Genomic DNA, 26,455 nt, shown 5'->3' with positions numbered 1-26,455 from the left:
CTGGAGTCATGAACCGCTGCCGACCACCACGCTCCTGACCACCTGGGCATCGAGGCTCGCCCCCGGCCGGGCGAGGTCGCGTGGAGACGACCGGTCGCCGGGGAACGCGCGGACCGGTCCTACGACCGTCAGCCCCACCCGGTCCCCGGGCTCCGGAGGCTGCAGCCCGACGACGCGGGCCCGGACCCCGTACCCGGCCTCTACGGCGTCGGTGAGCGACAGCTCCACCACGGCATCGTGACCGAAGTACGTGACACGGCGGACGGTGGCGTCAAGCTGGCCGGCGCCGGCGGGTGTCAGAGCGATCTGCTCGGGGCGGAGCATGACGTCCACGGCGCCACGGGGAACGTAGCCCCGCGCCGGCAGCGCGCCGAACGCGCAGAGCACCCGCCCGTCGGTCGCCGTTCCGGGGACCAGCACGGCGTCGCCGAGGAACTCCGCCACCTCGGCGTCGACCGGCTCGCCGTAGACGACCTTGGGGGGAGCTACCTGCCGGATTGCGCCCGTTCCGAGGATCGCGACCTCGTCGGCGAACGACAGGGCCTCGCCCTGGTCGTGGGTGACGAGCACGGCGGTGGCGCCGCTGGCCCGCAACGCCCGGGCGGTCGCCTCCCGGGTGGTGGCGCGCAGTGCGGTGTCGAGCGAGGAGAAGGGCTCGTCGAGGAGCACGAGCTCGGGGCGTGGGGCGAGGGCGCGGGCGAGTGCCACGCGCTGCTGCTGGCCGCCGGAGAGCTGGTCGGGGCGCCGGTCGGCCATCTCGGCGGGAAGGCCGACGAGGTCGAGCAGCTCGAGCACCCGGTCCCTGTGCCGAGACCGTGGCCAGGGCAGGCCGAAGGTGATGTTGCCGGCGACCGACAGGTGCGGGAACAGACCGCCTTCCTGGCGCACGTAACCCACCCCGCGCCGTTCGGGCGGCACCCACGTTCCAGGACCCGCGACGGTTCGCCCTCCCACGAGGACCTCACCCGCTCGCGGGCGCAGGAAGCCGGCGACGACCCTCAGCAGTGTGGTCTTGCCGCTGCCCGACCCGCCGAGCACCGCCGTCGTCCTCCCTTCCGGCACGGTGAGGTCGACATTCTCGAGCACGGCTTCCCGGCCGTATCCGGCCGTCACGGCCCGCACTCTCAGCTCGCTCATCGTTCCTCCAGGATCTGCCGCCGCAGCAGCACCGTCAGCGGTAGGGACAGGGCGATCATCACGGCCGCGTACGGGGCTGCCGCGGCGTAGTCGAGCTCGCTGGCCTCGCGCCAGAACGACAGGGCGAGGGTGTCGGTCCCGGTCGGGGCGAGCAGGAGGGTGGCGGTCAGCTCGGTGCTGACCGCCAGGGCCACGAGGACGAGCCCGGTGAGCACCGACGGCGCCATGAGCGGCAGCACGACCCGGAGCAGGGTCGCAGGCCCGCGCAGTCCCAGCGACCGCGCGGCCTCGGAGAGCTCCGGCGACGAGACGGCGAGCCCGGCGCGCAGCGAGACCATCGCGCGCGGCAGGAACAGGATGGCGTAGGCCACGACGGTGATCCCGACCGTCTGGTACACCGGCATCGCCCACCGCACGGACAGGGTCACCAGGGCGAGTCCGACGACGACGCCGGGCAGGGCGCTGGCGAGGAAGGTGGCGCGCTCGAGCAGCAGGGTCAGCCCCGAGCGGTGCCGGTCGAGCAACCAGGCCCCCGGCAGAGCTGCCGCGGTGGCCGCGAGGGCGCCCAGGACCGCCAGCCCCAGCGTGCTGAGGGTGACCGTCAGCAGGTCAGAGTCCAGGCCGCCGGCCGTGGGGGCGCTCACCAGCCAGCGCGCGACGGTGGCGACTGGGACGGCGACGGACAGGGTGACGACCGCGCCGAGGAAGACCAGTGCCGGCGCGGTCCAGGCGCCCAGGGAGACGGGGCGGGCGCGGCGCTGGGCGCCGGCCCCCACCCTGGCGACCCGGCGCCGGCCCCGGGCGACCAGCTCGACCAGGAGCGCGAGCAGGCACAGCGTCAGGAGCACCGAGGCGAGGAGACTGCCGGAGGTGTCGCTGAACCCCACGCGTACTGCTGCATGATCGCGGTGGTGAAGGTCTGGAACCGCATCATCTCCAGCACGCCGTACTCGGCGAGGAGGTGCAGCGCCACCAGCAGGGCGCCGCCGCTGAGTGCCGGCCGTAGGCGTGGCAGGACGGTGCGGACGACGGCACCGGTCGGTGAGAGGCCGAGGGAGCGCGCCACCTCCTCGTCGGCGGGGTCGAGCGTGCGCAGCACCGCGGCCACCGGCAGGAAGACGAACGGGTAGTACGCCAGGATGGTGACCAGGGCGGCCCCGGCGAAGCCGGTGAGCCACGGCGCCACGGTGATCCAGGCGTAGGCGCTGACGAACGCCGGGACTGCCAGCGGAGCCAGGAGCAGGGCGCGCCACAACCCGGCCCAGGGGAGGGCGGTGCGCTCCACCAGCCAGGCGGCTAAGGTGCCCACCACCACCGTGGCCGGCACGGTGACGATGACGAGCAGCCCCGTGTGGGTCAGCAGTTCGCCGACGCGTGGACGGAACAGGTACGCGGCAGCGCGCGCGGGTCCCGCGGAGAGCGCGTCGGGCAGGACGACGAGCAGAGGCAGGACGGTGATCCCGGCCACCAGGGCGGCGGCCAGGGCGGCGCCTCGTGCCCTAGAGGATGCCGGCATCGGTCATCAGCGAGAGGACCTCGTCGGAGTTGAGGGTGAACGGGTCGACGGGCGGGGCCTCGAGGCTCTCCAGCGTCGGCAGTGCGGGGTCCGACTCGACGCCGGTGCCGACCGCGTACTCCATCGACCCGCTGTCGACCAGCACCTGCTGCCCCTCCGGGCTGGTGACGTACGCGAGGAACTGCTGGGCCTCATCGGGCATGTCGGAGGAGGTCAGCACGCCCCCGGCCGAGAGGCTCACGAACGCGCCCGGGTCCTGGTTGCCGAAGTAGTGCAGCGACGTGTTCGCGCTGCCCTCCTTGTCGCCCGCCTGGTCGCGGTACCAGTAGTAGTGGTACATGATCCCGACCGGCACCTCGCCGGCGTTGACGGCCTGCATCGTGGCGATGTTGTTCTGGTACACCTCGGCGTTGTCGGCCAGCGCCTCCAGCCAGGCGCTGGTCTCGTCCTCGCCCCGGTCGGCGAGCATGCCCGCCACGATGGCCTGGAAGTCCGCGCCGCCGGGTGCCGCGCCCCACCGGCCGGCCCACTCCGGGCCGGCGAGGTCCATGAGGGAGGAGGGCAGCTCGTCCTCGCTGATCTCGTCGGTGTTGTAGACGAGCACCGTCGAGCGGGCGGCGATCGCCGTCCACAGCCCGGAGGAGGGGGCCATCCCCTCGCCGACCTGCGCCCGCGTCTCCTCGTCCACCGGTGAAAGAAGTCCGGCGCGCTCGACCACCGTCATCGCCGGGGAGTTCTCGGTGAGAAACACGTCGGCGGGCGACTCCTCGCCCTCCTCGACGATCATGTGCCCCATGGAGGAGTCCTGGCCCTCGCGCACCTGGGTCTCGATGCCGGTGGCCGCCGTGAACGCCTCGGCCCAGGCCTCGGTGACGTTGCGGTGCTGGGAGGAGTAGACCTGCAGCGCACCGGGCTGCGCGTCGAACTCGTCCTCCGCGTCGCTGCCGGCACAGGCGGACAGTGCCAGGGGCAGGGTGAGGAGGGCGGCCAGGAGGGGGGCGGCGGTGCTGTGGCACGAGAGTCTTCCGTTTCATCGGGTCGGTGGAGGGACGAGGTCCTGCAGTCGCCGCACCGGCCGGTCGGCCGCACGCCAGAGCAGGCAGCCTGTCGCGATCGCGAGAACGGTCGCGCCGAGGGCGGAGGGTACGAGGCCGAGGATCTGGAACTGGACGAGGTAGACGTACAGGGAAGCGGAGGCGAGCAGGCTGACGAGAGGTACGGCCAGCGCCGGGACGCGTACCTCCGGCAGCAGCGTCAGGGCTGCGATGCACGCGAGAACCGTGACGTTGCGCACCGGGTCGTCGGGGAAGTACGTCGCCCCGCCGACGACGGCGACGGCAAGGGTGAGGAGGCGCCGCCGGCCGGTGTCGGCGTGCGCCACGGCGGCGCCGACCGCGAAGAGCCAGAAGGTGGTCGGCATGATCCCCCGCAGCACGCCCTCCCCCAGGTGCAGGATCAGGAAGCGCGGCACGAGGGCGAGGACGGCGAGCGCCGCCGCGACGCGCCACGGGTCACGCCGCCAGATGCGGCCGGCCACCGGCACCGAGAGGACGGCGGTGAGGGTCAGCGTGCTGGCGACGAGCGCGTCGACGAACCACAGCTCGTTGCGGAACCCGTAGGTGACGTCACCGACCAGCCAGTTGGCGAGCGCGACGTTCGCCCACCCGTAGCGGTCCTGCGTCACCATGCCGACGAGAGCAACCGCCGTCGTGGGGACGGCGACGCCGATCAGCATCCGGGCGCTCGCCCGCCACCGGCCGCGTGCCGTCGGCACCGACAGGCCGAAGCGGGCGGCGTTGAAGCCGGCAACCGCCAGCAGGGTGTGCGCCCCGCCCAGGAGCCGGAACAGGTCCGCGTGCGAGCCGCAGATGATCACGACGGCGATCGCGCGAAGCAGGATCGACGTCTCGACGGTGCGCCAGCTCCGGCGTCGGCGGGCAGGGCCTGGGGGGCCGGTCTCGCCGGCCGGCCCGTCCGGGGTCGTGGGGACGGCGCGGCGGGCACGTCCCAGCTCGGCGAGGTCGCCGAGGGGGAGGTGGTGCCATGGCCCGGCCGCCGTCTCCCGGACCGTGACGTCCCAGCCGGCTCCGAGGAGCGCGCGTGCCGTGGCCAGCCCCGCGATGCCGCCACCCACGATCGCCGCCGTCCCGCGCATGCCGCCTCCAGTCGTCTCACGGTGGGGACGACGGTACGGGCCGCCGTCGCGCCGGCACATCCGTCCAGGGGCGGAACCGACGACGCCGCGAGACGTCCCCTGTGTCGACCGTGGGCGACACCGGCGGTCGCCGGGCGGCAGCCGCACGAGTCGCCGCCCGGCCGATGTGACGGGCCCGGGGCGGCTCCTAACGTCGTCGGCATGACTCACCAGACCCCGAACAGTCCTCCACCCGCCCACGCGGGGGCCACCGTCCGGCGTACGGATGCCAGCCGGGCCGCCGACCCGAGGACGGGGCGGCAGAGGCTGGCGCACCTGGTGACCCTCGCCTACGCGTGGGTCCTGATGATCCTCTTCGGGGCGATCGTCCTGGAGACCTTCATGGTGTACCCGAACATCTTCGCCGACCCGCCGGACTCGCTCGCGCTGGCCATGGAGTTCCTGGCGGTGGCCGGGCCCTCCGACTTCTTCCCACCGCTCGGTTTCGTCACGTGGGTGCTGGGCGCGGCCGCGCTGCTCCTGACCTGGCGGGAGCGGCAGGTGCGCTGGTGGATCGTGCTCAGCGTCGTGGCGATCCTCGGTGAGGGCCTCGCCTCCATGGCCTACTTCTGGCCGCGGAACGAGATCATGTTCGTCGAGGGCCTGGCCGCCCACTCACCGGAGTACCTGACGCAGGTGGCGCACGAGTTCCAGACCTGGCACTGGCGTACCCGCATGGGGTTCAACGTGGTGGCAGCGGTCGCCGCGTTCGTCGGCTTCCTCAGGGTCTACCGGCTCCGGTGGCAGCCCGGCACGGCGACGACGGCGGAAGGGACGGCGGGCGCATGAGCGGACGTGCGGTCCGGGTGCGGCCGCTCCGGCCGGAAGAGGTCCCCGCCGCGGTCGACGTCGTCGCCCGCGGCATGCGGGACAACCCGCTGCACGTGGCGGCGTACGGGCGGGACGAGCACCGGCGGCTGGCGCGGCACTCCCACCTGGTCGCCGGTCTGTTCGGCGCCTCCGCCGACCTCCTGCTCACCGGCGCCTTCCGGGACGAGGTCCTGGTCGGGGTGTGCGGGGCGGCACCGCCCGGCACGTGCCGGCTCGGTGCGGCGGAGCGTCTCCGCATGCTGCCCGCGCTCGCCCGCCTCGGTCCCGCCGCGGCCGCCAGAGTGCTCTCCTGGACCCGCGCCTGGTACCGCCACGACCCCGGGTCTCCCCACGTCCACCTCGGTCCCGTCGCCGTCGACGCCCGTCTGCAGGGGCAGGGCATCGGCACCGCCCTGCTCGCCCACCAGTGCCGGCGGCTCGACGACGCCGGCGCGACGGGCTACCTCGAGACCGACAAGCCCCGGAACGTCACCTTCTACCGGCGATCCGGTTACGAGGTGGCCGGCCGCACAACCGTCCTGGGCGTCCCGAACTGGTTCATGGTGCGCGCGGCGAGGGGCTGACCGCAGGCCGCAGGCCCCAGGCCCCAGGCCGTACCGGAAGGCTCCTTCCGCGGCACGGCCGTGGTCGACCGAGCTGCCGTGCGGGTACAGTGGGGAAACGATTTCAGACCGGTCAGGTTCGGCAGCACCGGGTGCCGCGACGAGCGGGGCGGCCAGCCGCGCTCCGGCACGCGCCCCGGGCCGGAGCCGGGCGAAGGAGCGACATGACCAGCATCGTCGACGTGGCGGCGCGGGCGGGAGTGTCCACGGCGACCGTCTCCCGCGTCCTGAACGGCAAGACGGTCCGCGCCGATCTGACCGAGGCCGTCCTCCGTGCGGCCGAGGAGCTCCAGTACTCCCCCAACCGCACCGCCCGCTCGCTGCGTCGCCGCCACAGCGAGGTCATCGCGCTCATCCTCCCGGACATCGAGAACCCGTTCTTCACCTCGCTGGCGCGCGGCGTGGAGGACGCCGCCCAGCGGGCCGGACTGTCCGTGGTGCTGTGCAACACCGACGACGACCCTGAGAAGGAGGCTCGGTACCTGCGGATCGTCGACAGCGAGAACATGGCCGGCGTCATCCTCGCGCCCGCCGACCAGCACCCCGACCTCGAGCGGCTCACCGGGCGCGGGACCGCGATCGTCGTGGTCGACCGCGAGGCCGGGGGCGGACGTCGACCACGTCCTGTTCGACAACCACGCGCTCGGACGCACGGCCACCGAGGAGCTCGTCCGCGCCGGCTACACCCGGATCGCCTGCGTGACCGGCCCGGCGACGACGCCGACGGCCGGCGAGCGCGCGACCGGATGGCGGGACGCCCTCGACGCCGCCGGGCTCCCGGCGGACGACGATCTGCTCGTCCACGCGAACTTCCGGGTGGACGGCGGACGGGACGCCATGGCGTCCTTGCTCTCGCTCCCGCAGCCGCCCGACGCCGTGGTCGCCACCAACAACCTCGTGGGCGTCGGTGTGCTGCAGCTGGTCGCGGAGGCCCGCGACGAGCTCAGCGGCATGGGGGTCTCCGTGATCGGCGAGCTGCCGTTCGCCACCTCGGCCCACGACAATCTCACCGTTCACCCGCTCGGCCCCCGGGAGATGGGGCTCACGGCAGCGCGGCTCCTTCTGGAGCGGATCGCCGGGAGCAGCGAGCCCGCCCGCCGGCTGGTCCAGGGGGCCGGCGACGGCACGGCCGGCGGCGTCGGCCGCTTGCGTCAGTAATCGATTTCTGCCAGGGTTCGTCACATGCCACGACGAGCGCGGTCCTCGGTGTGAACAGCGGGACCCCGAGCAGCATGGGAGTGCCGCCGACCCTCGACGGCGGGATCCTGCGCCCCGCCACCCACGCGCACCGCCTCGACCGCCAGGCGCGGGTCACGTGGGATCGACGGCGGGATCTGGTGGCGCGAGTCCGTCGATATCGACCCTGCTGCGACGACCTCCTTCACCTGTATCCCGACCTCTACCCCCGCCAGCTGTGACGTGGTGCACGCGCTGGCCGACCACCAGAAGAAGATCTGAGGAGCCCATGACCGCCTACACCCTGCCTGCCCTGCCCGAGCCGAGGGTCGCCCCGCCGCGCACCGTGTACGTCGTCACCAGCGGCGACCTGCGCGAGCCGGCCAACGTCGCCGCCTGGCCGCTGCAGGTCGAGCTCGAGAAGCTGGTGACCGAGCAGGTCCGTGCCGCCGGCTGGGACGCCGTGCGCGCGTTCGACCCGGACCCGGTCACCGGGCACGGCTTCGTCTCGAGCCAGCGGATGGGCCTGGAGGTGTTCCGGAACGTCCCGCGCGAGGCGCCCCTGATCGTGGCGATCGCGAACTGGCAGTACTCCCACCACGTCCTGGCCGGGCTGCGCTCCCACGCCGGCCCCATCCTGACCCTGGCCAACTTCGAGCCCGCCTGGCCCGGGCTGGTGGGCCTGCTCAACCTCAACGGCTCCCTCACCAAGGCCGGGATCGGGTACTCGACGCTGTGGACCGTCGACGGCACCGACGAGTGGTTCCGCGAGAACCTGCGCACCTGGCTGCGGACCGGCACCGTCACCCACGACACCTCCCACGTGCGCGCGCTGCCCACCCTGCCCGAGAGCGCCGAGACCGAGCTCGGCCGGGCGCTGGCCGACCAGCTCCTCGACGACAAGGCGATCATCGGCGTCTTCGACGAGGGCTGCATGGGCATGTACAACGCCATCATCGACGACGAGCTGCTCAACGCCGTCGGCATCTACAAGGAACGCCTCTCCCAGTCCGAGCTGTGGGCCCAGATGCAGACCGTCACCGACGAGGAGGCCGACGCCGTGGGCCGCTGGCTCACCGACGCCGGCATGACGTTCCGCCTCGGCACCGACCCGGCCACCGAGCTGACCGAGGACCAGCTGCGCTGGCAGTACAAGATGTACGTCGCCGCCGTGCGCATCAGCGACGACTTCGGCCTCGACGCCGTCGGCATCCAGTACCAGCAGGGCCTGAAGAACCTCTCCCCCGCCTCCGACCTCGTCGAGGGCCTGCTCAACAACGTCGCCCGCCCGCCGGTGACCAGCCGCGACGGCGCCCGCGTCCTGTACGAGGGGCAGGCGCTGCCGCACTTCAACGAGGTCGACGAAGGGGTCGCCGTCGACGCCCTGGTCACCAACCGCATCTGGACCGCCATGGGGCTCGACCCCGCCAACACCCTGCACGACGTGCGCTGGGGCGAGGACTACGACGGCGAGTACGTCTGGGTCTACGAGATCTCCGGCTCCGTGCCCGCCTCGCACCTCGTCGGCGGCTACGCCGGCGCCGAGGGCTGGCGCCAGGGCCACGTCTTCTTCCCCGCCGGGGGCGCGACCATCAACGGGGTGTCCCGGCCCGGCGAGATCGTCTGGTCGCGCGTCTACATCGAGGACGGCGAGCTCCACGTCGACCTGGGCCGCGGCCGCGTCGTCGAGCTCCCCGAGGAGGAGACCCGCCGCCGCAAGGAGGCCACCAACCCCGAGTGGCCGATCGCGCACGTCGTGATCGACGGCGTCACCCGCGACCAGTTCATGGCCCGCCACAAGGCCAACCACGCCCAGCTCGTCTACGCCCCCGACGCGACCACCGCCGACAAGGCACTCACCGCCAAGGCCGCCATGTTCGAACGCCTCGGCGTCCACGTCCACCTCTGCGGCGACGTCGCGCTCTCCGGTGCGGGGGGACGACGCAGAGCTGACCGCGGCGGGGGAGGTAGGAGGGCAGGGCCCCGCGCGCGAGATCTCGTTCGCGCGCGGGCCCCGCGCGGTCAGTCAGCCGTGGAAGGTCGCGGGGTGCGGGCCCGTGCGGGCGCCGCGGTCGATGGCGTCGATCGCGGTCATCTCCGAGGGGTCGAGCTCGAAGGCGAGCACGTCGAGGTTCGTCGCGATGCGGGCGGGTGTCACCGACTTGGGGATCACGACGTTGCCGTGCTGCAGGTGCCAGCGCAGCACGATCTGTGCGGCGGAGACGCCGTGGGCCGCTGCGGCCGCGGTGACGGCGGGCTCACCGAGCACCGCGCCCTGCGCAAGCGGGCTCCACGCCTCGGTCGCGATGCCGAGCCGCCGGTTGGCCTCGACGGAGTCGCGGTTGGTCAGCGCGGGGTGCAGCTCGATCTGGTTGACGGCGGGGATCGTGCCGCCGAGCGCCTCGACGCGGTCGAGGTGCTCGGGCAGGAAGTTCGACACGCCGACGGAGCGTGCCTTCCCGTCCGCGGCGATGCTCTCGAGCGCCTGCCACGCGTCGAGATAGGCGTCGGTCGACGGGGCCGGCCAGTGGATCAGGTACAGGTCCACGGCGTCGAGGCCCAGCCGGTCGAGGCTGGCGTCGATCGCGTCGTACGGGGCCGTAGGCCCGAGGTCGGTGATCCACAGCTTGGTCGTGACGAACACCTCGTTCCGCGGCAGGCCGGAGGCCGCCAGCGCACGGCCGACGCCGCGCTCGTTGCCGTACACGGCCGCGGTGTCGATGCTGCGGTAGCCCGCCTCGAGGGCGACCTCGACCGCCCGCTGGGTGTCGTCGTCGGGGACCTGGTAGACGCCGAAGCCGAGCTGCGGCATGCGCACGCCGTTGTTCAGGGTGATGTCGGGGATCGTGGACACGGATGCTGCTCCTTCTCGTGCGCGCCCCGGGCCGGGACGCGGGACTGGCGGCCTGGTGGGACCGCTGCGGACGCCGCCCTCGAGGGGCAGCGACAAGGTACGTGGTCAGCGACGACGGCGCCCGCCGCCGTGGCGAGCAGCACAACACCGCAGGCCTCCGGCGACTCATGGCACGACCAGGCAGATCCGCAGGACAGATCGCCCGGACGACCGTCGGTCGTCCGGGCGATCTGCTGCTTCTGCGGGTCGTCCTCGCAGTGAGAGGCGCAGGTACGCGATGCGTCGGTCAGCCCGCGAGCTCGACACCGGCCTCTTTCGCCACCACCTTGATGATCGCCGAGGCGTTCTCCTCGCCGAGCCCCTGGTCGAGCGCCGCCTCGGCCACCCGGGTCGTCGCCTCGGTCGACGGCAGCTTCACGTCCAGGTCGCGGGCGAGGTCGCCGATGAGGTGGAGGTCCTTGACCAGCAGCTTGAGCGCGAAGTCCGGGGCATAGTCGTCCTCCAGCACGCGCCGTCCCACCCCCGAGTAGATCGGCGTGCGGAAGTCGGTGACGTCCAGGACGCCGATCACCGCGCCGAGGTCGAGCTCGGCCTTCCGGGCGAGCACGAGGGCGTCGCCGAGCGCCTGCAGCTGGGACGCGACGAGCAGGTTGCCCACCAGCTTCATCCGGTGCCCGCTGCCCGGCCCGCCCATGTGGTGCAGGGTCTCCGCGATGGGCTCGAGCACGGGCCGTGCCGCCTCGAAGTCCTCCTCGGCTCCCCCCCACCACCACCCACAGCCCGCCGGCCTCTGTCTCGCCGCGCGAGCCGAACACCGGGGCGTCGAGGAAGCGCACGCCGCGCGCGGCGTAGGCCTCGTGCTCGCGCAGCCCGGTCGCGGGCGAGACGGTGGAGAGGTCGATCACCAGAGCCTCCGCGGGGACCAGCTCCGCGAGGCCGCCGGCGGCGAGGACCACCTCCTCGACGGCGCTGTCGTCGGCCAGGCAGTACATGACGAACTCGGCGTCCCGCACCGCCTCGGCCGTCGACGGCGCGGCCTGCGCGCCGGCGGCGACGACCTCGGCGAGCGGCCCCTCGCTGCGGTTGTGCACCGTCACCTCGTGCCCGGCGCGCAGCAGGTTCTTCACCATGCCGCGCCCCATCGTGCCGAGTCCGAGGAATGTCACACGAGCCATGTCGAGATGCTCCTTGCTCCAGAGAATGAGTTGGTGGGCCGGTCGGCCCGGTCGTCGGGTGGCATGAGGGTCGTCCGTCCCAGGCCCCGGAGGGCCCGAGGAGTCGACGGTCCGGGTGTCGGGTGGCGCGCCGTCCCGCCGCGGTCGGCGCTCACACGACGTCGACGGACTGCTCGGGCCTGACGCCGGTGCCACCTCCGGAGGTGTCGGCGCCCCGGCCCCGGTCCCAGAAGCGCCAGCCGGCCCGGCGGGTCCCGTCACCCCCCAGCCGCTGGCTGAGCCCGAGGACGGCGATGAGGAGGACGCCCCAGCCGAACTCGGCGGCGAAGTTCGCCCCGGACCACCGGCCGAGCGCCATGTTGATCCCCGTCTGCACCTGCTGCATGGCGGCCACCGCGAGGATCACGAGCGCGATGCGCCCGCGTCCTCCGTAGGTGTCCACGCCGCTGAGGACCGCCACGAGGATCGCCTGGATGAGGAACGAGGACCCGAACGAGACGTTCGCCGCGTTCGTGCCCGCGAACATCACCAGACCCGCGACCGAGGCGAGGACGCCGCTGACGATGTACGTGGTGACCTGCGCCCGTTCGACGTCCATGCGGGCGAACCGGCTGACCTTCTCCGAGGCCCCGATCGCGTAGATCCGGAAGCCGAAACGCGTCCTCGTGGTCATGAACGCGAGCGCGGCCACGAGGAGCGCGAAGAGCAGGAACGAGACCGGGACGCCGGCCAGCGTCCCGCGCCCCAGGAACCGCAGGCTCCCGGTGCCGTAGACGGTGCTGCCGTCCGTGACGCCGGTTGCGACGCCCGTGAAGAGGCCGAGCGTGCCGAGCGTGATCGGGATGGGGTGCACCCTCAGGTAGGAGATGAGGGTGCCGTTGATGACGCCGGCGACGACGCCCACCGCGAGCGCCGCGACCACCCCGACGAGCAGGGCGGGCGCCACCCCGGTACGGGGCTCGAGGGCGCCCATCGTCATCGCCGCAGCGATCGCCGCCGCGTTGGCGACCGCCACGATCGACAGGTCGATGCCGCCGATGAGGAACGTCAGCGCGATGCACAGCGCCAGGATTCCGATCGGCGCCATCTGGGCGGCCATCGACACGATGTTGCGGACGGTCGGGTAGGAGCTGGGCGCGAGGATGCTCAGCACCACGAAGAGCACGACGACGAGCCCGCCGAGGGTGACGATGTGCAGCTTGCTTCCGAGTCGGGCGTCCATCAGGCGGCCACCACCACTCCGCGGGCGCGCTGCACCCGTCGTTGCCTCAGCGCGGGGATGCCGACGCCGAGGATGAGGAACAGCCCGACGAAGGCCTGGCGCCACGCCGACGGGATCCCGACCAGGACGAGGCTGGCCCCGACCATGGTGATGAGCAGGACGCCCAGCATGGTCCCGAACACGGTGCCCCGGCCGCCCGTGACGGCGGCACCGCCGAGCACGACGGCCGCGAGCACGTCCATCTCGGTCCCGACGATGGTGAACGGGTCGGCGGCCCGGTTGAGGGAACCGCTCATGAGGCCGGCGAGCCCGGCGAGGGTGCCGGCCAGCACGAAGGCGCTGAACCGCACGCGCGTGACGGCGACACCGAGGCGGGTCGCGGCCTCCTCGTTGCCGCCGACGGCGTAGAGGTTGCGCCCCCAGTTGGTCCTGCGCAGGGCGAGGGCGAGCCCGACGGCGAGCACGAGCAGGATCAGCACCGCCACGTGCAGGGAGGCCTGCCTGCCGGCGGAGGTGACCGTGAGGACCTGCGTGCTGGAGAACTCGGTCATCCGCGCCGGGAGCACGCGCAGCCGCTCCGTGCCGACGAAGGCCAGCAGGCCCCCGCGGAACAGGGTGAGCGTGCCCAGGGTGACGATGAGCGAGGGCAGCTTGAGCAGCGACACGAGCGTCGCGTTCACGAGGCCGAAGCACGCCCCGACCGCGCAGGCGAGCAGGGCCGCGACGACGAAGGGTCCCTGGTAGTCGAGATCGGTGAGGAGGACGGCGGTGATGTACATGGACGCCACCGCGATGGCGGAGACCGAGACGTCGATGCCGCCGGTGATGAGCACCGTCAGCAGCCCCAGCGCCATGATGCCGATGACCACCGAGCTCCGGGCGATGCCGAAGAGGTGGGCGAGCGAGAAGAACTGTGGCGCCAGCAGGCCGAAGACCACGGCCAGCACCACGATGACCCCGGCGAGCATCGCCTCGCGGGTGCCGAGGAGGCGGCGCATCACGGCTCACCGCCCCTGCTGATGATGTCCACGAGCTCCTCCTCGTCGAGCGAGTCCGCGCGGCGCCGGTCGATGATCCGCCCGCGGTGGACGAACACGATGTCGTCGCACACGCTCAGCAGCTCCGCCGGCTCGTCCGAGATGACGAGCACCGACGTCCCTTCGTCGGCGATCTCCCGGACGAGGTTGTGGATGTCGGCGCGCGAGCCGATGTCGACGCCGACGGTGGGGTTGTTGAGGATGATGACCTCGGGCCGGGGCGCCAGGGCGCGGGCGAGCAGGACCCGCTGCTGGTTGCCGCCGGACAGCGACAGGGCGGGGTTGGTCACGTCCGGGGTCTTGATCGACAGGCGCTTGCGCCATCGGTCCGCCAGCCCGGTGATCTTGCCCGTCGACAGCGTCCTGCCGCCACCGACCGCCTCGTCGAGGTTGTTGGTGACGATGTTGTCGGCGATGGACCAGTCGAGGAACAGACCCTCGGTCAGCCGGTCGTCGGGCACGTACTGCAGGCGGCGGTCTCCCCGCAGGTTCGTGGCCACCTTCCCGGCGAGCCGGATCTCGCCATGCTCGGGCTCGACGAGTCCCGCGACGGCCAGGCCGATCTCGATGCGGCCCGAGCCCACGAGGCCGGCGAGGCCAAGCACCCGACCGCGGTACAGGTCGAGGTCGACGTCGTGGAAGCTGGACCGCAGCGTGAGGTTCCGGACCTGCACCACGGGCGTGTCCGCGGTGCCGACCGGCGTGGCGCGCCTGACGTTCTCGACGACCCCGCCGGTCATGAGGGAGGCGATGCGCTCGGTGTCGTAGTCGGCCGCGGGCCCGGAGGAGACGACGCTGCCGTCCCGGATGACCGTGACGTCGTCGGCGACCGAGGCGACCTCCCGCAGCTTGTGCGAGATGAAGACGAAGGACAGCCCCTGCTCGCTGAGCGAGCGCACCGTGCCGAGGAGCTGCTCGATCTCGTCGTGGGTGAGCGCCGCCGTCGGCTCGTCCATGAGGATGATGCGGCCGTCGGAGGAGACGGTCCGGGCGATGGCGACGAGCTGGCGCTCCGCCGTCGAGAGGTCGCCGAGCAGCGCCGCGGGGTCGATGTCGAGGTTGAGCGCGTCCAGCGCCCGGCGCGCGTGCTCCCGCACGGCGCGTCCGCTGACCCGGCGCAGCATCGGCGCCTCGCCCTCGAAGACGAGGTTCTCGGCGACGGTCATGTTGGGGAAGAGCGCCAGGTCCTGGAAGATCACGCGGACGCCGTGCGCGATGCTGGTGCGCGGGTCGACCTGGTCGATCCTGGTGCCGTCGATCTCGATCGACCCCGAGTCGGGCGTGACGACGCCGGCGATGATCTTCGTCAGCGTCGACTTCCCCGACCCGTTCTCCCCCACCAGGCCGTGCACGGTGCCACGGCGCAGCGTCAGGTCGACGCCGTCGAGCGCTCTGACCCTGCCGTAGGTCTTCGTGACGCCGCGGACGGCCACCGCGGCGGGGACGCTGCCCGCGGGCCGCGTCCCCTCGGTGAGGGCCTCAGAAGTCATATTCGTCGGCGTTGTCCGCGGTGACGGTGATCCAGGCCTCGTCGCCGTAGATGACCTTGCCGTCGATGGTGATGCTCTCGTAGCCCTTGACGCCGAGGTCCATGCCGTCGGTGATCTCCTCGCCGTCCAGCATGCTCTTGGCGACGACGTTCATGGCGTAGGCGGCGTCGGCCGGGTCCCAGAAGGCGATGAGGTCGATCGCCCCGGACTCGAGACCGGCGCGGGCGTCGTTCGCGGTCGAGGTGCCCACGACGGCGATCGTGTCCTGCAGGCCGGCCTCGTCCACGGCCTGCCCCACCCCGACGACGTCCGTCGAGGCGGAGCCCTGGACGCCCTTGAGGTCGGGATAGGCGGAGAGCAGCTCCTGCATGCGCTCGTAGGCGATCTGGGAGTCGTCGGAGGTCTCGACGATGTCCCCGACGTGCGTCATGTTCGGGTACGTCTCCTCCTGGTGCGCGATGGCCGCGTTGACCCAGGCCATGTGGGTGGCGGAGCTGAGCGAGCCCACCATGACCGCGTACTCGCCCTCCTCCCCCATGCGGGAGGCGAGCTCGTCCATGAGGTTGACGCCGTAGTCCTCGTTGCGGAACGCCTCGAGGTCCCAGTCGGCGTTCTGGATCTCGGGCGCCTCGTGCGTGATGACGACGACCTCCTCCTCCATGGCCTGGCCGAGCACCTGCTCGACGGCGTCGGGCTGGAAGGGGACGACGGCGAGGGCGTCGACGCCGCCGGCGAGGAGGTCCTCGATCACCCGGACCTGGGCGTTGGCGTCGGCCTGGCCGGAGCCCTGCATGTAGGCGTCGACCCCGGTCTCCTGCGCGTACCGGTCGGTGCCCTCCTCCAGCCGGTTGAACCACGAGATGCCGGTCAGCTTGGGCACGGTGACGATGGTGGGGCCGTCTCCCCCGCCTCCGCCCGCGGTGCCGCCACCGCCGCCGGTGTCCGCGGGCGCGCCCGCGCCGCCGTCGTCCTCGAGGGGCCCCGTGCCCGGGCGGGCGGGAGTGCCGCTCGTCACCCTGTCGGGCGGGAAGCATCGGACGGTCCCCGGGGTTGTGCCTGCGGAGCCGCGGCCACGCACCCGGCACCGATCGGAGGACCATGACGCACGAGGACCCACCGAGGCGCCTGCTGCCGCAGGAGCTGGGTCTGGCCCCGTCGGGCCTCGGCGAACGGGCGACGGTGGTCCAGGTCTCCAGCGCCTTCTGCGCGCCGTGCCGGGCCGCCCGCACCGTCGCGGCGCGGGTGGCGTCCACGGCGCACGGGGGTGCGGCATGTTGAGGTCGACGTCGCCGGGCACGAGGCGCTTGCGGCGGCGTTGCGTATCGCCAGCACGCCCACCGTGCTCGTCCTCGACGCCGACGGCGTGGTGCGCGATCGTCTCGAAGGCGTCCCGCGCCTCGCCTGGCTGCGCGAGGCGGTCGGAAGGGCCGGCGATGCCCGGCCCGGCGGCCGAGGGTGACCCGCGGGTACTAGGCTCGCGTGCCGGCGAACGAGGCGACGATGCGCTCGACGAGGTCCGCCGTCTCCCGCCAGTCCTCGACCGCCCGGGTCGGGATCCCCAGCCGCTTGACCGGATAGTCGTTCCCGCCCTCGTCGAGCCGGTCGCCGACGAAGAGCATGTCCACCAGGTCGATGCCCGTCTGCTCGCTCAGGCGCACCATCCCGTAGGCCTTGTCCACGCCCGCGCGGGTGATGTCGACGGAGGTCGAGCCGCCCGAGCGGACCTCCAGGGCGGGCAGGAGCCTGGCGACGGCGTCGCGCAGCATCTCCTTCTTCTCGCCCGTGGGGTCCCAGGCCTTCTTCGCCGCGAGCGGCGCCGCCTGGCCGAGCGCGGAGAAGGTGATCTGGGACCCACGGTCCTCGAGGATGTCGCCCCAGGTCTCCTCCTCCCACAGGTGCAGGCGTCGCGCCTCGCCCTCGAGCGCGGCGAGGGCCTCGGCCCGTTCCGCCCGCGTGAGGTCGTGCGCGTAGACCTGCTGCCAGTCCCCGCCCGAGTGGCGCAGGTACCGGGTACCGCAGGTCGGCATGAGGTGCAGCCGCGAGAGCTGGTCGTCGGAGGCGCTGAGGTGCGCGAGCACCTGGTCCCGGAACTGGCCGAAGTGACCGCCCGAGATGATGCACACCGGCACCGCGTCGAGCAGCGAGGTCAGCGCCCGGCCCATCCGCTCGGGCATGGGCGACTTCGAAGGAGCGAGCGTGTCGTCCAGGTCGAACGCGATGAGACGCACGTGGTCCGTCACAGGTGTCCTCTCGGAGTGCGCGGCGCATCCGGTGGGGCCCCGCGGCAGGTCCACGCCCGCGGCGCGGAAGGTCACAGCCGATTATGCCCTGACCGGACGCCACCGGGCACAATACCGCTCGTGGACGCACTGGCCCCCGTTCCCCTGAACGACGGACACACGCTGCCCGCGCTCGGCTTCGGCACGTGGCGCGTGTCCGGCGAGGACGCCGCCGAGCAGGTGCGCTCGGCTCTCGGTGCGGGCTACCGGCTGATCGACACCGCGGCGAGCTACGGCAACGAGGCGGAGGTGGGCCGCGCGGTCGCCACCTCCGGCGTGCCGCGCGAGGAGGTCCTCGTCACGAGCAAGCTGCGCGGTGCCGACCAGGGCTACGACGCAGCTCTGCGCGGGTTCGAGCGGAGCCTGGGCGCTCTCGGGCTCGACCGCCTCGACCTCTACCTCATCCACTGGCCTCTGCCCGCCCGCGACCTGTACGTCGACTCCTGGCGCGCACTGGTCCGGCTGCGCGAGGAGGGGGTGGTGCGCTCCGTCGGCGTCTCGAACTTCACCGCCGCCCACCTGGACCGGCTCGTCGCCGAGACCGGGGTGACGCCGGCGGTCAACCAGATCGAGCTGCACCCCGGCTTCGTCCAGGAGGAGATGCGGGCGGCGAACGCCGCGCGCGGCGTCGTCACCCAGTCGTGGGGCCCGCTCGGTCGCGGCAAGGGCCTGCTGGAGACCGCGGAGGTGCGCGCGGTCGCTGCGGCCCATGGCGTCTCCCCCGCGCGGGCGGTGCTTCGCTGGCACCACCAGCTCGGGGTGGTGCCGCTGCCGAAGTCGGCGGACCCCCGCCGCCGGCGGGAGAACCTCGACATCGGCGGGTTCGTCCTCACGGGCGAGGAGATGGCGGTCCTCGGCACGCTGCCCCAACGACGGCTCGGCGGCGACCCGGACACGCACGAGGAGTAGCCCCCGCCCCCTCCCGGCGAGACGTCATCTTCTCCGTGAGACGTACTTCTCACGGAGAAGATGACGAGTCACGGAGAAGATGACGAGTCACGGAGAAGATGACGAGTCACGCACCCTAGGGGTGCGGTAGTACGCGGCCAGTCGGGCGAAGCCCTCGTCGAGGCCGACGGCGGGCTCCCACCGGAGCGCCTCGCGGGTGCGCCGCTGGTCGAACCAGTGCGCCGTGGAGAGCTGCTCCGCCAGGAACCTCGTCATCGGGGGCTCGTCCTCGCCCGGCCGCACCGCCCAGAGCCGCTCGACGACGGCGCCCGCGGCCCGCGCGAACGCGCCCGGCACCGACCACGTGGGCGGCGCCCACCCCGGCGGCGCGGCACATGCCGCCGATGAGCTCGGCGACCGGACGTGGCTCGCCGTTGGTGACGACGAACGCCTCCCCGTGGACGGCGTCCGCCCGGTCCAGGGCGGCCAGGACGGCACCGACGGCGTTGTCGACGTACGTGCTGTCGACGAGCGCGGCACCGGCGTCCAGGATTGGCAGCCGCCCGGCCGAGGCCCGGTCGACGATGCGCTGGACCAGCTGGGTGTCGCCCGGTCCCCACACGATGTGCGGCCGCACCGCGACGACGGCGAGGTCCGGGGCGTCCGCGGCGAGCGCGGTCAGCTCCGCGACCGCCTTGGTGCGGGCGTAGTGGCCGCGCGCGTGCTCCGGCGACGCCCGGGCGGCGCCCTCACCGACGATCGACGTGCCGGTGTGGGCGACGGAGGGCGACGAGACGAAGACGAAGCGGCCGGCCCCGGCCCCGCGGGCGGCGTCGAGGAGCAGCCTCGTGCCGTGCACGTTGGTCCTCTCGAAGTCCGCCAGGGCGCGGCGAAGGACACCTTTGCCGCCAGGTGGACGACGGCGTCCTGGCCGGCTGCGGCCGCCGCGACGGCCGTGGGGTCGTCGGACGGAACCCGAGGACCTCCCGGGCGCCGGGCACCCCGGCCGGGCGGCGCTGGAAGGTGGTGACGTCGTCGCCGCGCGCCGCCAGGGCGGCGGCGACGCCGCGCCCGAGCATGCCGGACGCGCCGGTGACCAGGACCTTCACGGCCGGCCGGCCCGCGCTCCGGCGGAGCATCCGGGCGGCCCAGTCCGCCACGCGTGCGCGCTCGACCTTGGAGTTGTGCCGCACGTCGGTGGGCACCTCGGGCACGCGCAGCACCGCGGCCACCGGCACCTGCACGGCCGCCCGGACGGCCCGGGCGAGCCCCTCGGGGGCCAGCGACGGCGCGCGTCGCGCACCGGCGTGGACGGCGGGATCGGTCTCGACCACGACGACGACCTGCTGCGCGCCGGCCGGACCGACCCCCACGGCGGCCGCCCGGACGACGCCGCGCACGGACAGCGCGTCGTTCTCGACCTGGACCGGCGTCACCACGCCGTCGGGGGCGACGATCACGTGGGTGAGGCGGCCCTCGATCCACAGACGCCCGGCCGCGTCGAGGTGCCCGACGTCACCGGTGCGGTGCCAGCCGTGCCACGTGGCCGAGCGGTCCTGCGTGCCCCAGAGCTGGTCGTAGCGGTCCTTCAGGTGCGGCGCGGTGACCAGCACCTCGCCCGTCACGCCCGGGCTGGCGGTCGGCTGCCCCGTGGCGGCACCGGACTCGTCCAGCGGGACGACGCGGATCTGCGTGCCGTGGACCGGCATCCCGACGCAGCTGCCGTTGCCCGCACCCGCCACCGTCCCGGCGGCGGCGTCGGCCTCGGCGGCGCGGATCTGCTCGAGGGAGACGTCGGTGAGGGGCAGCGCCTCCGTCATGCCGTACGGGGTGTGCGGCTCCGCGTTCGGCATCACCTCGAGCACCCGCGCCAGACGTCCCGAGGAGATCGGCGCGCCGGCGGAGAGGAAGAGCTGCACGCCCGCGAGGGCGTCGCGCTGGGGCTGGCTGAGGTCCCCGGCCGTCCGCACGACGTTCGCCAGCGCCGACGGCGACGCGAAGACGGCGTACGCGTCGACCGCGGCGACAGCGTCGGCAAGAGCACCGGCGCGCAGCGTCCCGGGAGCGGTGACGTCCATGTCGGGCGTCGCGCTGGTGGCGCCCACCGCGGTGCCGATGAGGGCGAAGGGGGCGAAGCCCGCCACGAAGGGACGCTCGGGCGAGATGCCCAGGGTCGCCGCGACGACGGCGCACATGCCGGACAGTCCCCGGTGCGTGTACACCACGCCCTTGGCGGGGCCGGTGGAGCCGGAGGTGTAGAGGACGGCGGCGTCGTCGTCGGGGGACGGCTCGGCGGGCAGGGCCGTGCCGGCGGCGGCGAGCGTCGCGCCGCGGGCCAGCAGCTCGCGCAGGGACCCCGCGATGCCGAAGGTGCGGCGGCGGCTGTGGGCGGTGCGCGGCGGCGTGTAGCCGGCCTCGTGGCCCCTCGGGACGACGACGAACTTCTGGCCCGGCCAGCCGAGCGCCCGGGCCGCGACCATCGCCCGCTCGATGCCGAGGATGTGGTCGGGGTAGGCGCCGCGGACGGCACGGGTGAGGCCGCGCAGCCCGAGCCCCGCGTCCGCGACGACGACGACGGCGCCGATGCGCAGGCAGGCGAACAGGGCGGTGGTCAGGTCCACCCCCGGCGGGATGAGCAGGCTCACCCGGTGCCCCGGGCGCACCCCGGAGTCGACGAGGCCCAGGGCGAGGTGCTCGACCCGCCGGGCGAGGTCGGCCCACGTCAGCTCGCTGGTGCCGCTCCCGGAGAGTGCGACGACGGCAGGCGTCGCGGAGCCCGCCAGCTCCTCGAGCGCGGCGTGCAGCGGCCGGTACTCGCGCACCGCGGGCGGCGGCAGCTCCGCGCGCTCAGGCCGCCTGCGCGCGCCGGCGTCCACACGGGCCGGGGACCGCGTGGCTGCCCGGGACCGTTCCTCGTCGCCGGCCTCGGCCAGGCCGACCTCGATGCCGACGGAGAGGGCACGGTGGTCGGACATGCCGAGGTTGTGCGAGCGGCCCGGCTCGGTGACGCGGACGTCGCCGTCGACGAGGATGTGGTCGAGCTGCTCGGCGGGCTCGGTGAGCGGGAAGGTCGCCGCCGTGACGAGCGGGCGCAGGCCGCTGTGCCGGGAGGGCTCCCCGCCGGCGAGGTTGAGATCACCCATGAGGACGAACGGGCGGGCCATGTCCCGGGTCGCCTTGACGATGTGGCGCAGCTGGGCCACGTTCCAGTCCGGCACGAACGTCAGGTGCGTGCCGACGACGGCGATCCGTCCCTCCGGCGCGGAGACGAGCGCGGCCAGGGCGGTGCGGGCCTCGTCCTTGACCAGCACGGGCCGGGTCCTGCCGGGAAACGTCACCGGAACCCGCTGCCGCGGGCTGGGCAGCGCCAGGACCTTCCACCTCTCCACCGGATAACGGCTGAGCAGGGCGATCCCGTACGCGGAGGACTCCGGCTGGTCCTCGCCGGTGACGGCGGTCCACAGCTCGGGCAGCCCGCTCATCGTGGCGACGAAGCGGTGCTCGACGGCGCCCATCGCCTCCGCCGCCACGGCGGTGAGGTCCGCGCCGTGCGAGCGGGGCTGGTCGCGGTCGACCTCCTGCAGGGCGAGCACGTCCGCGTCCAGGGCCCGCACGGCGTCGGCGAACCGGTCCAGGTCGACCAGGTCGTCCGTCAGCGAGCGGCCGTGGAGGATGTTGAACGTCGCGATGCGCATCGAGGCAGATTCTGCCCGTCCTGGTGCGTTCCCGCGCGTCGTCGTGTAGACCCGTCCGCATGGACGACAGCGACCGCCAGGACCTCCACGAAGGCATGCGTATCGTCGGAGCGGCCCTCTCCGACGCGGGAATCCCGTTCGCGCTCGCGGGCGGTTTCGCCGCGTGGGTGCACGGCGCACCCCAGTCGGAGCACGACGCCGACTTCGTGATCCGGGAGCAGGACCGCTCGACCGCCTGGGAGGCGCTCGCCGCGACCGAGCTGCGTGTCGAGGACCCCGTCGAGAACTGGCTCTTCAAGGCGTACCGGGGTGACGCGCTGGTCGACATCATCTTCCGCCTGGACGGCGAGCCCGTGCCCGAGGAGATCTTCGGGCGGGCGGAGAGCTTCGACGTCTTCGGCGTCCCCATGCCGGTCATGCAGGCCACCGACATCCTCTCGGAGAAGATGCGGGTCCTCACCGAGCAGCGCTGCAACTTCTCCAACCTGCTCCCGGTCGCCCGCGCGCTGCGCGAGCAGGTCGACTGGGTCGTGGTGGCCGACCGCATCGCGGGGAACCCATACGCGGAGGCGTTCCTGTACCTGCTGGACCGGCTCGACGTCGTCGAGCACCCGGACACCGCCCGTGCCGGCGGAGCGGAGGACGACGACGGGGCAGCAGGTGCCGTCGAGGCGCGAGACGACGAGGGGGCCGGCACCGGCGGCGTCGAGGACCTCGTACGGCCGCGCATCGCGTGAACCGGCGTGCCGCACCCGGGTCGAGGGCAGGGGCCGGCCAGGGAGAGCCCCGCACCGGGACCGCCCGGGCTCAGGCTCCGCGTGACGAGGGAGCCTGAGCGCGATTCTCCCGAGCCGGTCCCACGAGGCGGGCCGTGCGCCATCCCCGTGCGGAGCTGACGAGAGCGATCTCCTCGGCGGCGTGCAGGTCGTCCAGGGTGAGCGACCGCTCGGTCAGCACGCCCTCGTCGAGGAGGATCTGCCGTCCCACCCCGGGCAGGCAGCCGTCCTCGACCGGTGGCGTGACCCAGGTGCCGCCGACGCGCGCGGCGACGTTGGCCACGGTGGACTCGGTGACGCGGCCGTCGCGAGTCACGAGCAGCACGTCGTCCGCCTCCGGGTGCCGTCCTCGCGCCTCGTCGTAGACGTGGCGGACGGTGGTCTTGTGGTACAGGAAGCGGGAGCTGGGGTCGACGGGTCGCAGGTCGACGGCCACCGTGACCGGCTCCGGGCTGCCGAACGTCGCGTCCCGGGTGGTGACGTGCACCTGCCCGCCGCGGGTGAGGCGGACGCGCACCAGGCACTCCTGCTGCATGCCGCGCGTCGCCTCCGCGACCGCCTCGACCACCGTCGCCCGGTCGTGGGCGAAGTCGAAGTACTGCGCCGAGGCGGCCAGCCGGTCCAGGTGGCGGCCGAGGTGCACGGGACCGTCGGCGGAGAGGCGGAAGGTCTCGAGGAGGTCGAAGTCGGCCTCCGGCGGGGCTCCGAGGACCGACGCCTTGGCGAGAATCTCCGCGTACTCGCCGGCAGGGGTCGAGTCCCACGTCACGCCGCCGCCCACGCCGTACGTGGCCGTGCCCTTCCGGCGGTCCACGGTGACGGTGCGGATCGCGACGTTGAACCGCGCGCGCGTGGGCGTGCCCGGGGGAGCGACGTAGCCGATCGCACCGCAGTACACCCCGCGCGGGGACGACTCGAGCTCGTCGATGAGGTGCATCGTGCGCGCCTTCGGCGCACCGGTGACCGAGCCGCACGGGAACAGCGCCTCGAAGATGTCCCGGAGGGTCGTCCCCGGCCGCACCCGTCCGGTCACGGTCGACGTGAGCTGCCACACGGTGCTGTAGCGCTCGCACGCCAGCAGGTCGCTGACCTCGACGGTGCCCGGCTCCGCCACGCGGGAGAGGTCGTTGCGGAGGAGGTCGACGATCATCACGTTCTCGGCACGGTCCTTGCGGCTCGCGAGCAGCCGCCGGCGGGCCTCGAGATCAGCGGGCGTGGTCAGCCCGCGCGGCGCCGTGCCCTTCATCGGCACGGTGGTGAGCGTCGAGCCGGACCAGTCGATGAAGCACTCCGGGCTGGCGCTGGCGACCACGAACCGGCCGAGATCGAGGTAGGCGTTGTAGGCGCCCCGCTGGTTGGTGGCGAGGGTGCGGTAGTAACCGAGCAGGTCTCCGCGGACCGCGGAGGACATCCTGGTGGTCAGGTTGCACTGGTAGGTCTCGCCGGCCGCGATCGCGCGGCGGACCGCAGCCACGCGGTCCGAGTGCTCCGCCTCGGACCACTCGAGCTCCCAGGGGCCTGCCTGGTGAGAGGCGGTCGCCGGCCAGTCGGTCGTGGCGTCGGGGCCGTCGGCGAGCCCGAACCACACCAGCGGCAGGCCGGGCGCCGGGTCTCGCCGGGGGAAGGCGTCGTCCAGGCCGGAGGCGGCCTCGTAGGCGACGAAGCCGAACGCCCAGCGGCCCTCGGACGTCGCGCGGTCCACCGCGGCCAGGGCGGGCAGCACCTCCTGCGGTGCTCGGGCGACAATCTCGCCGCGGAGCGAGCTGAACTGCAGCACGGACCCCGACCGCAGGTCGTCGAACCGCGCCGCGACCGAGGACCGGGGCGTGGTGCGGGGCCGGGACACCGCAGATCTGGTCACACCGGACCTCCATGCACGGAGCGCACCGGACAAGGATCCAGGAACGCCGCTCATCCGCGAAACCGTACGCCTCCGTGAGGCGCTGCCGTCGGGGTCGCGGGTGGCAGACTTCGGGGCATGAGGCACGATCTGCACATCACCGGTGACGACGCCGCCGACACCCTGCTGAGCGAGGACCCGTTCGCCCTCCTGGTCGGCATGCTGCTCGACCAGCAGGTCGCGATGGAGACGGCGTTCGCCGGGCCGCAGAAGCTCGCCGAGCGCCTCGGCGGTCTGGACGTGCGCCGTCTCGCCACCATGGACCCCGACGAGCTCACCGAGGTGTGCAGGCGGCCGCCGGCCGTGCACCGCTACCCCGGCTCGATGGCCGGCCGCATCCAGGCCCTCAGCGCCGCGCTCGTCGAGGAGTACGACGGCGACACCGCCGCCCTGTGGACCCGAGGGGACCCGGACGGCCGGGAGATCCTGCGGCGTCTGAAGGCCCTCCCGGGCTTCGGCGACCAGAAGGCACGGATCTTCCTCGCGCTGCTCGGCAAGCAGCGCGGGCTCGGGGCGCCCGGCTGGCGCGAGGCCGCCGGCGCGTACGGCGAGGAGGGGGCGTTCCGGTCCGTCGCGGACATCGTCGACGCCGGCTCGCTCGCCCGGGTGCGCGAGACCAAGCGAGCCGCGAAGGCGGCCGCGAGGGCGGCGGCTACGAAGTAGCAGCCCGGGGACAGCCCGACGGCGCAGCAGGCCTTCGCGCCCGGCGGTCAGCCCTCCAGCTGCTCCTCCACGATGCGGGGCGAGGCGTGCATGCACATCATCCGCAGCCGGCCCTCGCCCGTGCCGCGGAACCGGTGCGCGCTTCCCGCGCCGACCACGACGACGTCCCCCTCCCGCAGCGCGACGCCCTCGCCGTCGATGCTGGCCTCGCCCGTCCCGGCCAGCACCGCCCACGTCTCGGGGTACGGGTGGCGGTGCAGCGGCGGTCCTTCGCCGGGTGCGGCGTCGACCCAGAAGAACGACACGCCCGAGCCGATCGGCTCGCCCTCGACGATCGCCGTCCGACTGCCCTCGGCCAGGTGCTCGGCGCGGGTGGTGCGGTGATGCACGGCGCTCTCCTTCCCTCCTCGTGCCGGACGGCGGGACGTGTCGCTCCGCGTCAGCAGCGGGCCGCCGGCACCTCCATGGAAGTACAGTTGCGCCCGGCAGGCACGCGGTACCCCGCGCGGCCCTGGCGCGGCTCCGGGCGTCGAAGGTGCTGCGTCGCTCGCAGCGGCCGCGCACACTGGCGGCATGGTTCAGATCGAACGACTGCGTCCCGAGGGTCTCGTCCGCTCCCCGGCCTTCAGCCACGTCGCAGTGGTCCCGCCCGGCGCGACGACCATCTGGGTCGGCGGCCAGAACGGCGTCGACGAGACGGGCGCCGTCGTCTCGGACGACGCCGCCGAGCAGTCGGTGCGTGCGATCGAGAACGCGGCCCTCGCGCTCGCGGCAGCCGGTGCCACTCTCGCCGACGTCGTGCAGTGGACGGTCCTGCTGGTCGCGGGCGCGGACCTGCAGGCCGCGTACGGCGCTGTCGCTCGACGGCTCGCAACCGGCGGCGAGCCGGCCCTCGTCACGGCGGCGATCGTGTCGTCGCTCGGCGTGCCGCGGGCGCTCGTCGATCACCGCCACCCGCGCCGCCCGCACCGCGCCGGGCCGCGCCCCCCGGCTCCCCGGCCCCCTCCCCCTGGTCGGTAA

24 protein-coding genes and 5 pseudogenes are annotated in these 26,455 nt (G+C 73.4%); 11 read left to right on the top strand and 18 right to left on the bottom strand.

What is annotated here, in order from left to right; all coding sequences use genetic code 11:
- Positions 1–6 precede the first annotated feature (6 nt).
- From DA06_RS06600 to DA06_RS06580, 5 genes are read right to left on the bottom strand one after another with little or no spacing between them, the layout of a single operon-like run.
- On the bottom strand, positions 7–1,137 hold the full coding sequence (locus tag DA06_RS06600; protein ID WP_418607212.1) for an ABC transporter ATP-binding protein: 1,131 nt from the start codon (positions 1,135–1,137) through the stop codon (positions 7–9).
- Positions 1,134–2,024 carry an ABC transporter permease gene (locus DA06_RS06595; RefSeq protein WP_418607211.1) on the bottom strand — a complete coding sequence of 297 codons (891 nt, stop codon included), beginning with the start codon at positions 2,022–2,024 and terminating at the stop codon, positions 1,134–1,136. Before DA06_RS06595 ends, DA06_RS06600 begins: the two co-directional genes overlap by 4 nt.
- Complete coding sequence (locus DA06_RS06590) at positions 1,976–2,653, bottom strand: ABC transporter permease (RefSeq protein WP_418607210.1); 678 nt, start codon at positions 2,651–2,653, stop codon at positions 1,976–1,978. Before DA06_RS06590 ends, DA06_RS06595 begins: the two co-directional genes overlap by 49 nt.
- Positions 2,637–3,644 carry an extracellular solute-binding protein gene (locus DA06_RS06585; RefSeq protein ID WP_043498444.1) on the bottom strand — a complete coding sequence of 336 codons (1,008 nt, stop codon included), beginning with the start codon at positions 3,642–3,644 and terminating at the stop codon, positions 2,637–2,639. Before DA06_RS06585 ends, DA06_RS06590 begins: the two co-directional genes overlap by 17 nt.
- Before the next feature lie 39 nt (positions 3,645–3,683).
- On the bottom strand, positions 3,684–4,808 hold the full coding sequence (locus DA06_RS06580) for a hypothetical protein (RefSeq protein WP_418607209.1): 1,125 nt from the start codon (positions 4,806–4,808) through the stop codon (positions 3,684–3,686).
- Between the two features lie 201 nt (positions 4,809–5,009).
- On the opposite strand from DA06_RS06580, the gene DA06_RS06575 reads away from it, so the two are divergent.
- The 4 genes and pseudogenes from DA06_RS06575 to DA06_RS06560 all read left to right on the top strand — a co-directional run bounded on the left by DA06_RS06575 (position 5,010) and on the right by DA06_RS06560 (position 7,438).
- The gene (locus DA06_RS06575; RefSeq protein ID WP_418607207.1) at positions 5,010–5,636 is read left to right on the top strand and encodes a hypothetical protein; all 627 of its coding nucleotides are present in this window, start codon (positions 5,010–5,012) and stop codon (positions 5,634–5,636) included.
- Positions 5,633–6,241, top strand: a complete 609-nt coding sequence (locus DA06_RS06570) for a GNAT family N-acetyltransferase (RefSeq protein WP_043498427.1) — start codon at positions 5,633–5,635, stop codon at positions 6,239–6,241. The genes DA06_RS06575 and DA06_RS06570 overlap by 4 nt, the downstream gene beginning before the upstream one ends.
- Before the next feature lie 203 nt (positions 6,242–6,444).
- Positions 6,445–6,816, top strand: a pseudogene (locus DA06_RS06565) (LacI family DNA-binding transcriptional regulator); the annotation flags it as partial.
- On the top strand, positions 6,743–7,438 hold the full coding sequence (locus DA06_RS06560) for a substrate-binding domain-containing protein (protein ID WP_418607885.1): 696 nt from the start codon (positions 6,743–6,745) through the stop codon (positions 7,436–7,438). The pseudogene DA06_RS06565 and the gene DA06_RS06560, both read left to right, overlap by 74 nt.
- A gap of 20 nt (positions 7,439–7,458) precedes the next feature.
- On the opposite strand, the gene DA06_RS06555 is transcribed toward DA06_RS06560, so the two are convergent.
- The gene (locus tag DA06_RS06555; protein WP_418607206.1) at positions 7,459–7,665 is read right to left on the bottom strand and encodes a hypothetical protein; all 207 of its coding nucleotides are present in this window, start codon (positions 7,663–7,665) and stop codon (positions 7,459–7,461) included.
- 80 nt (positions 7,666–7,745) lie between these two features.
- Between DA06_RS06555 and DA06_RS06550 the strand changes: the two are divergent.
- A pseudogene (locus tag DA06_RS06550) lies at positions 7,746–9,269 on the top strand (fucose isomerase); the annotation flags it as partial.
- 213 nt (positions 9,270–9,482) lie between these two features.
- On the opposite strand, the gene DA06_RS06545 reads toward DA06_RS06550, so the two are convergent.
- The 7 genes and pseudogenes from DA06_RS06545 to DA06_RS06515 all read right to left on the bottom strand — a co-directional run bounded on the left by DA06_RS06545 (position 9,483) and on the right by DA06_RS06515 (position 16,249).
- Complete coding sequence (locus DA06_RS06545) at positions 9,483–10,268, bottom strand: aldo/keto reductase (RefSeq protein WP_418607883.1); 786 nt, start codon at positions 10,266–10,268, stop codon at positions 9,483–9,485.
- A gap of 328 nt (positions 10,269–10,596) precedes the next feature.
- Positions 10,597–11,037, bottom strand: a complete 441-nt coding sequence (locus DA06_RS06540) for an NAD(P)-dependent oxidoreductase (RefSeq protein ID WP_418607204.1) — start codon at positions 11,035–11,037, stop codon at positions 10,597–10,599.
- An 85-nt stretch (positions 11,038–11,122) separates the two neighbouring features.
- A pseudogene (locus tag DA06_RS06535) lies at positions 11,123–11,440 on the bottom strand (NAD(P)-binding domain-containing protein); the annotation flags it as partial.
- Between the two features lie 196 nt (positions 11,441–11,636).
- Positions 11,637–12,707 (bottom strand): ABC transporter permease, encoded by a 1,071-nt coding sequence (locus DA06_RS06530; protein WP_052436443.1) that lies wholly within the window; start codon positions 12,705–12,707, stop codon positions 11,637–11,639.
- A complete protein-coding gene (locus DA06_RS06525; protein WP_043498432.1) occupies positions 12,707–13,705 on the bottom strand; it encodes an ABC transporter permease subunit in 999 nt (332 codons plus the stop codon). The genes DA06_RS06530 and DA06_RS06525 overlap by 1 nt, the downstream gene beginning before the upstream one ends.
- Positions 13,705–15,234 (bottom strand): sugar ABC transporter ATP-binding protein, encoded by a 1,530-nt coding sequence (locus DA06_RS06520; RefSeq protein WP_418607202.1) that lies wholly within the window; start codon positions 15,232–15,234, stop codon positions 13,705–13,707. Before DA06_RS06520 ends, DA06_RS06525 begins: the two co-directional genes overlap by 1 nt.
- Positions 15,224–16,249, bottom strand: coding sequence for an autoinducer 2 ABC transporter substrate-binding protein (locus DA06_RS06515; protein WP_418607201.1), 1,026 nt, complete (start codon positions 16,247–16,249; stop codon positions 15,224–15,226). Before DA06_RS06515 ends, DA06_RS06520 begins: the two co-directional genes overlap by 11 nt.
- A gap of 83 nt (positions 16,250–16,332) precedes the next feature.
- Between DA06_RS06515 and DA06_RS06510 the strand changes: the two genes are divergently transcribed.
- Positions 16,333–16,512, top strand: coding sequence for a hypothetical protein (locus DA06_RS06510; RefSeq protein WP_418607199.1), 180 nt, complete (start codon positions 16,333–16,335; stop codon positions 16,510–16,512).
- Positions 16,499–16,693 carry a thioredoxin family protein gene (locus tag DA06_RS06505; RefSeq protein ID WP_418607198.1) on the top strand — a complete coding sequence of 65 codons (195 nt, stop codon included), beginning with the start codon at positions 16,499–16,501 and terminating at the stop codon, positions 16,691–16,693. The genes DA06_RS06510 and DA06_RS06505 overlap by 14 nt, the downstream gene beginning before the upstream one ends.
- Before the next feature lie 10 nt (positions 16,694–16,703).
- On the opposite strand, the gene DA06_RS06500 is transcribed toward DA06_RS06505, so the two are convergent.
- Positions 16,704–17,474 (bottom strand): HAD-IIB family hydrolase, encoded by a 771-nt coding sequence (locus tag DA06_RS06500; protein WP_043498416.1) that lies wholly within the window; start codon positions 17,472–17,474, stop codon positions 16,704–16,706.
- 120 nt (positions 17,475–17,594) lie between these two features.
- Between DA06_RS06500 and DA06_RS06495 the strand changes: the two genes are divergently transcribed.
- The gene (locus tag DA06_RS06495; RefSeq protein ID WP_418607195.1) at positions 17,595–18,422 is read left to right on the top strand and encodes an aldo/keto reductase; all 828 of its coding nucleotides are present in this window, start codon (positions 17,595–17,597) and stop codon (positions 18,420–18,422) included.
- A gap of 87 nt (positions 18,423–18,509) precedes the next feature.
- Here the strand turns inward: DA06_RS06495 and DA06_RS06490 are convergent.
- Positions 18,510–19,510, bottom strand: a pseudogene (locus tag DA06_RS06490) (NAD-dependent epimerase/dehydratase family protein).
- Positions 19,511–20,002: 492 nt separating this feature from the next.
- Positions 20,003–22,096: pseudogene (locus DA06_RS06485) on the bottom strand (AMP-binding protein); the annotation flags it as partial.
- A 59-nt stretch (positions 22,097–22,155) separates the two neighbouring features.
- Between DA06_RS06485 and DA06_RS06480 the strand changes: the two are divergent.
- Entirely contained in the window at positions 22,156–22,833 is a 678-nt protein-coding gene (locus DA06_RS06480; protein WP_418607193.1) for a hypothetical protein, read from the top strand.
- A 70-nt stretch (positions 22,834–22,903) separates the two neighbouring features.
- Here DA06_RS06480 and pabB read toward each other — a convergent pair whose 3' ends face one another.
- Positions 22,904–24,733, bottom strand: a complete 1,830-nt coding sequence (gene pabB / locus DA06_RS06475) for an aminodeoxychorismate synthase component I (RefSeq protein ID WP_418607192.1) — start codon at positions 24,731–24,733, stop codon at positions 22,904–22,906.
- Between the two features lie 117 nt (positions 24,734–24,850).
- Between pabB and DA06_RS06470 the strand changes: the two genes are divergently transcribed.
- Positions 24,851–25,435 (top strand): HhH-GPD-type base excision DNA repair protein, encoded by a 585-nt coding sequence (locus DA06_RS06470; protein WP_043498404.1) that lies wholly within the window; start codon positions 24,851–24,853, stop codon positions 25,433–25,435.
- Positions 25,436–25,482: 47 nt separating this feature from the next.
- On the opposite strand, the gene DA06_RS06465 is transcribed toward DA06_RS06470, so the two are convergent.
- Positions 25,483–25,824, bottom strand: a complete 342-nt coding sequence (locus tag DA06_RS06465; protein ID WP_043498402.1) for a cupin domain-containing protein — start codon at positions 25,822–25,824, stop codon at positions 25,483–25,485.
- A 184-nt stretch (positions 25,825–26,008) separates the two neighbouring features.
- On the opposite strand from DA06_RS06465, the gene DA06_RS06460 reads away from it, so the two are divergent.
- On the top strand, positions 26,009–26,455 hold the full coding sequence (locus DA06_RS06460) for a RidA family protein (RefSeq protein ID WP_418607189.1): 447 nt from the start codon (positions 26,009–26,011) through the stop codon (positions 26,453–26,455).

It is taken from the genome of Georgenia sp. SUBG003 (genome assembly GCF_000715355.2).
Classification (GTDB): Bacteria; Actinomycetota; Actinomycetes; order Actinomycetales; family Actinomycetaceae; genus Georgenia.
This window is presented reverse-complemented; position numbering and strand designations above follow the sequence as displayed.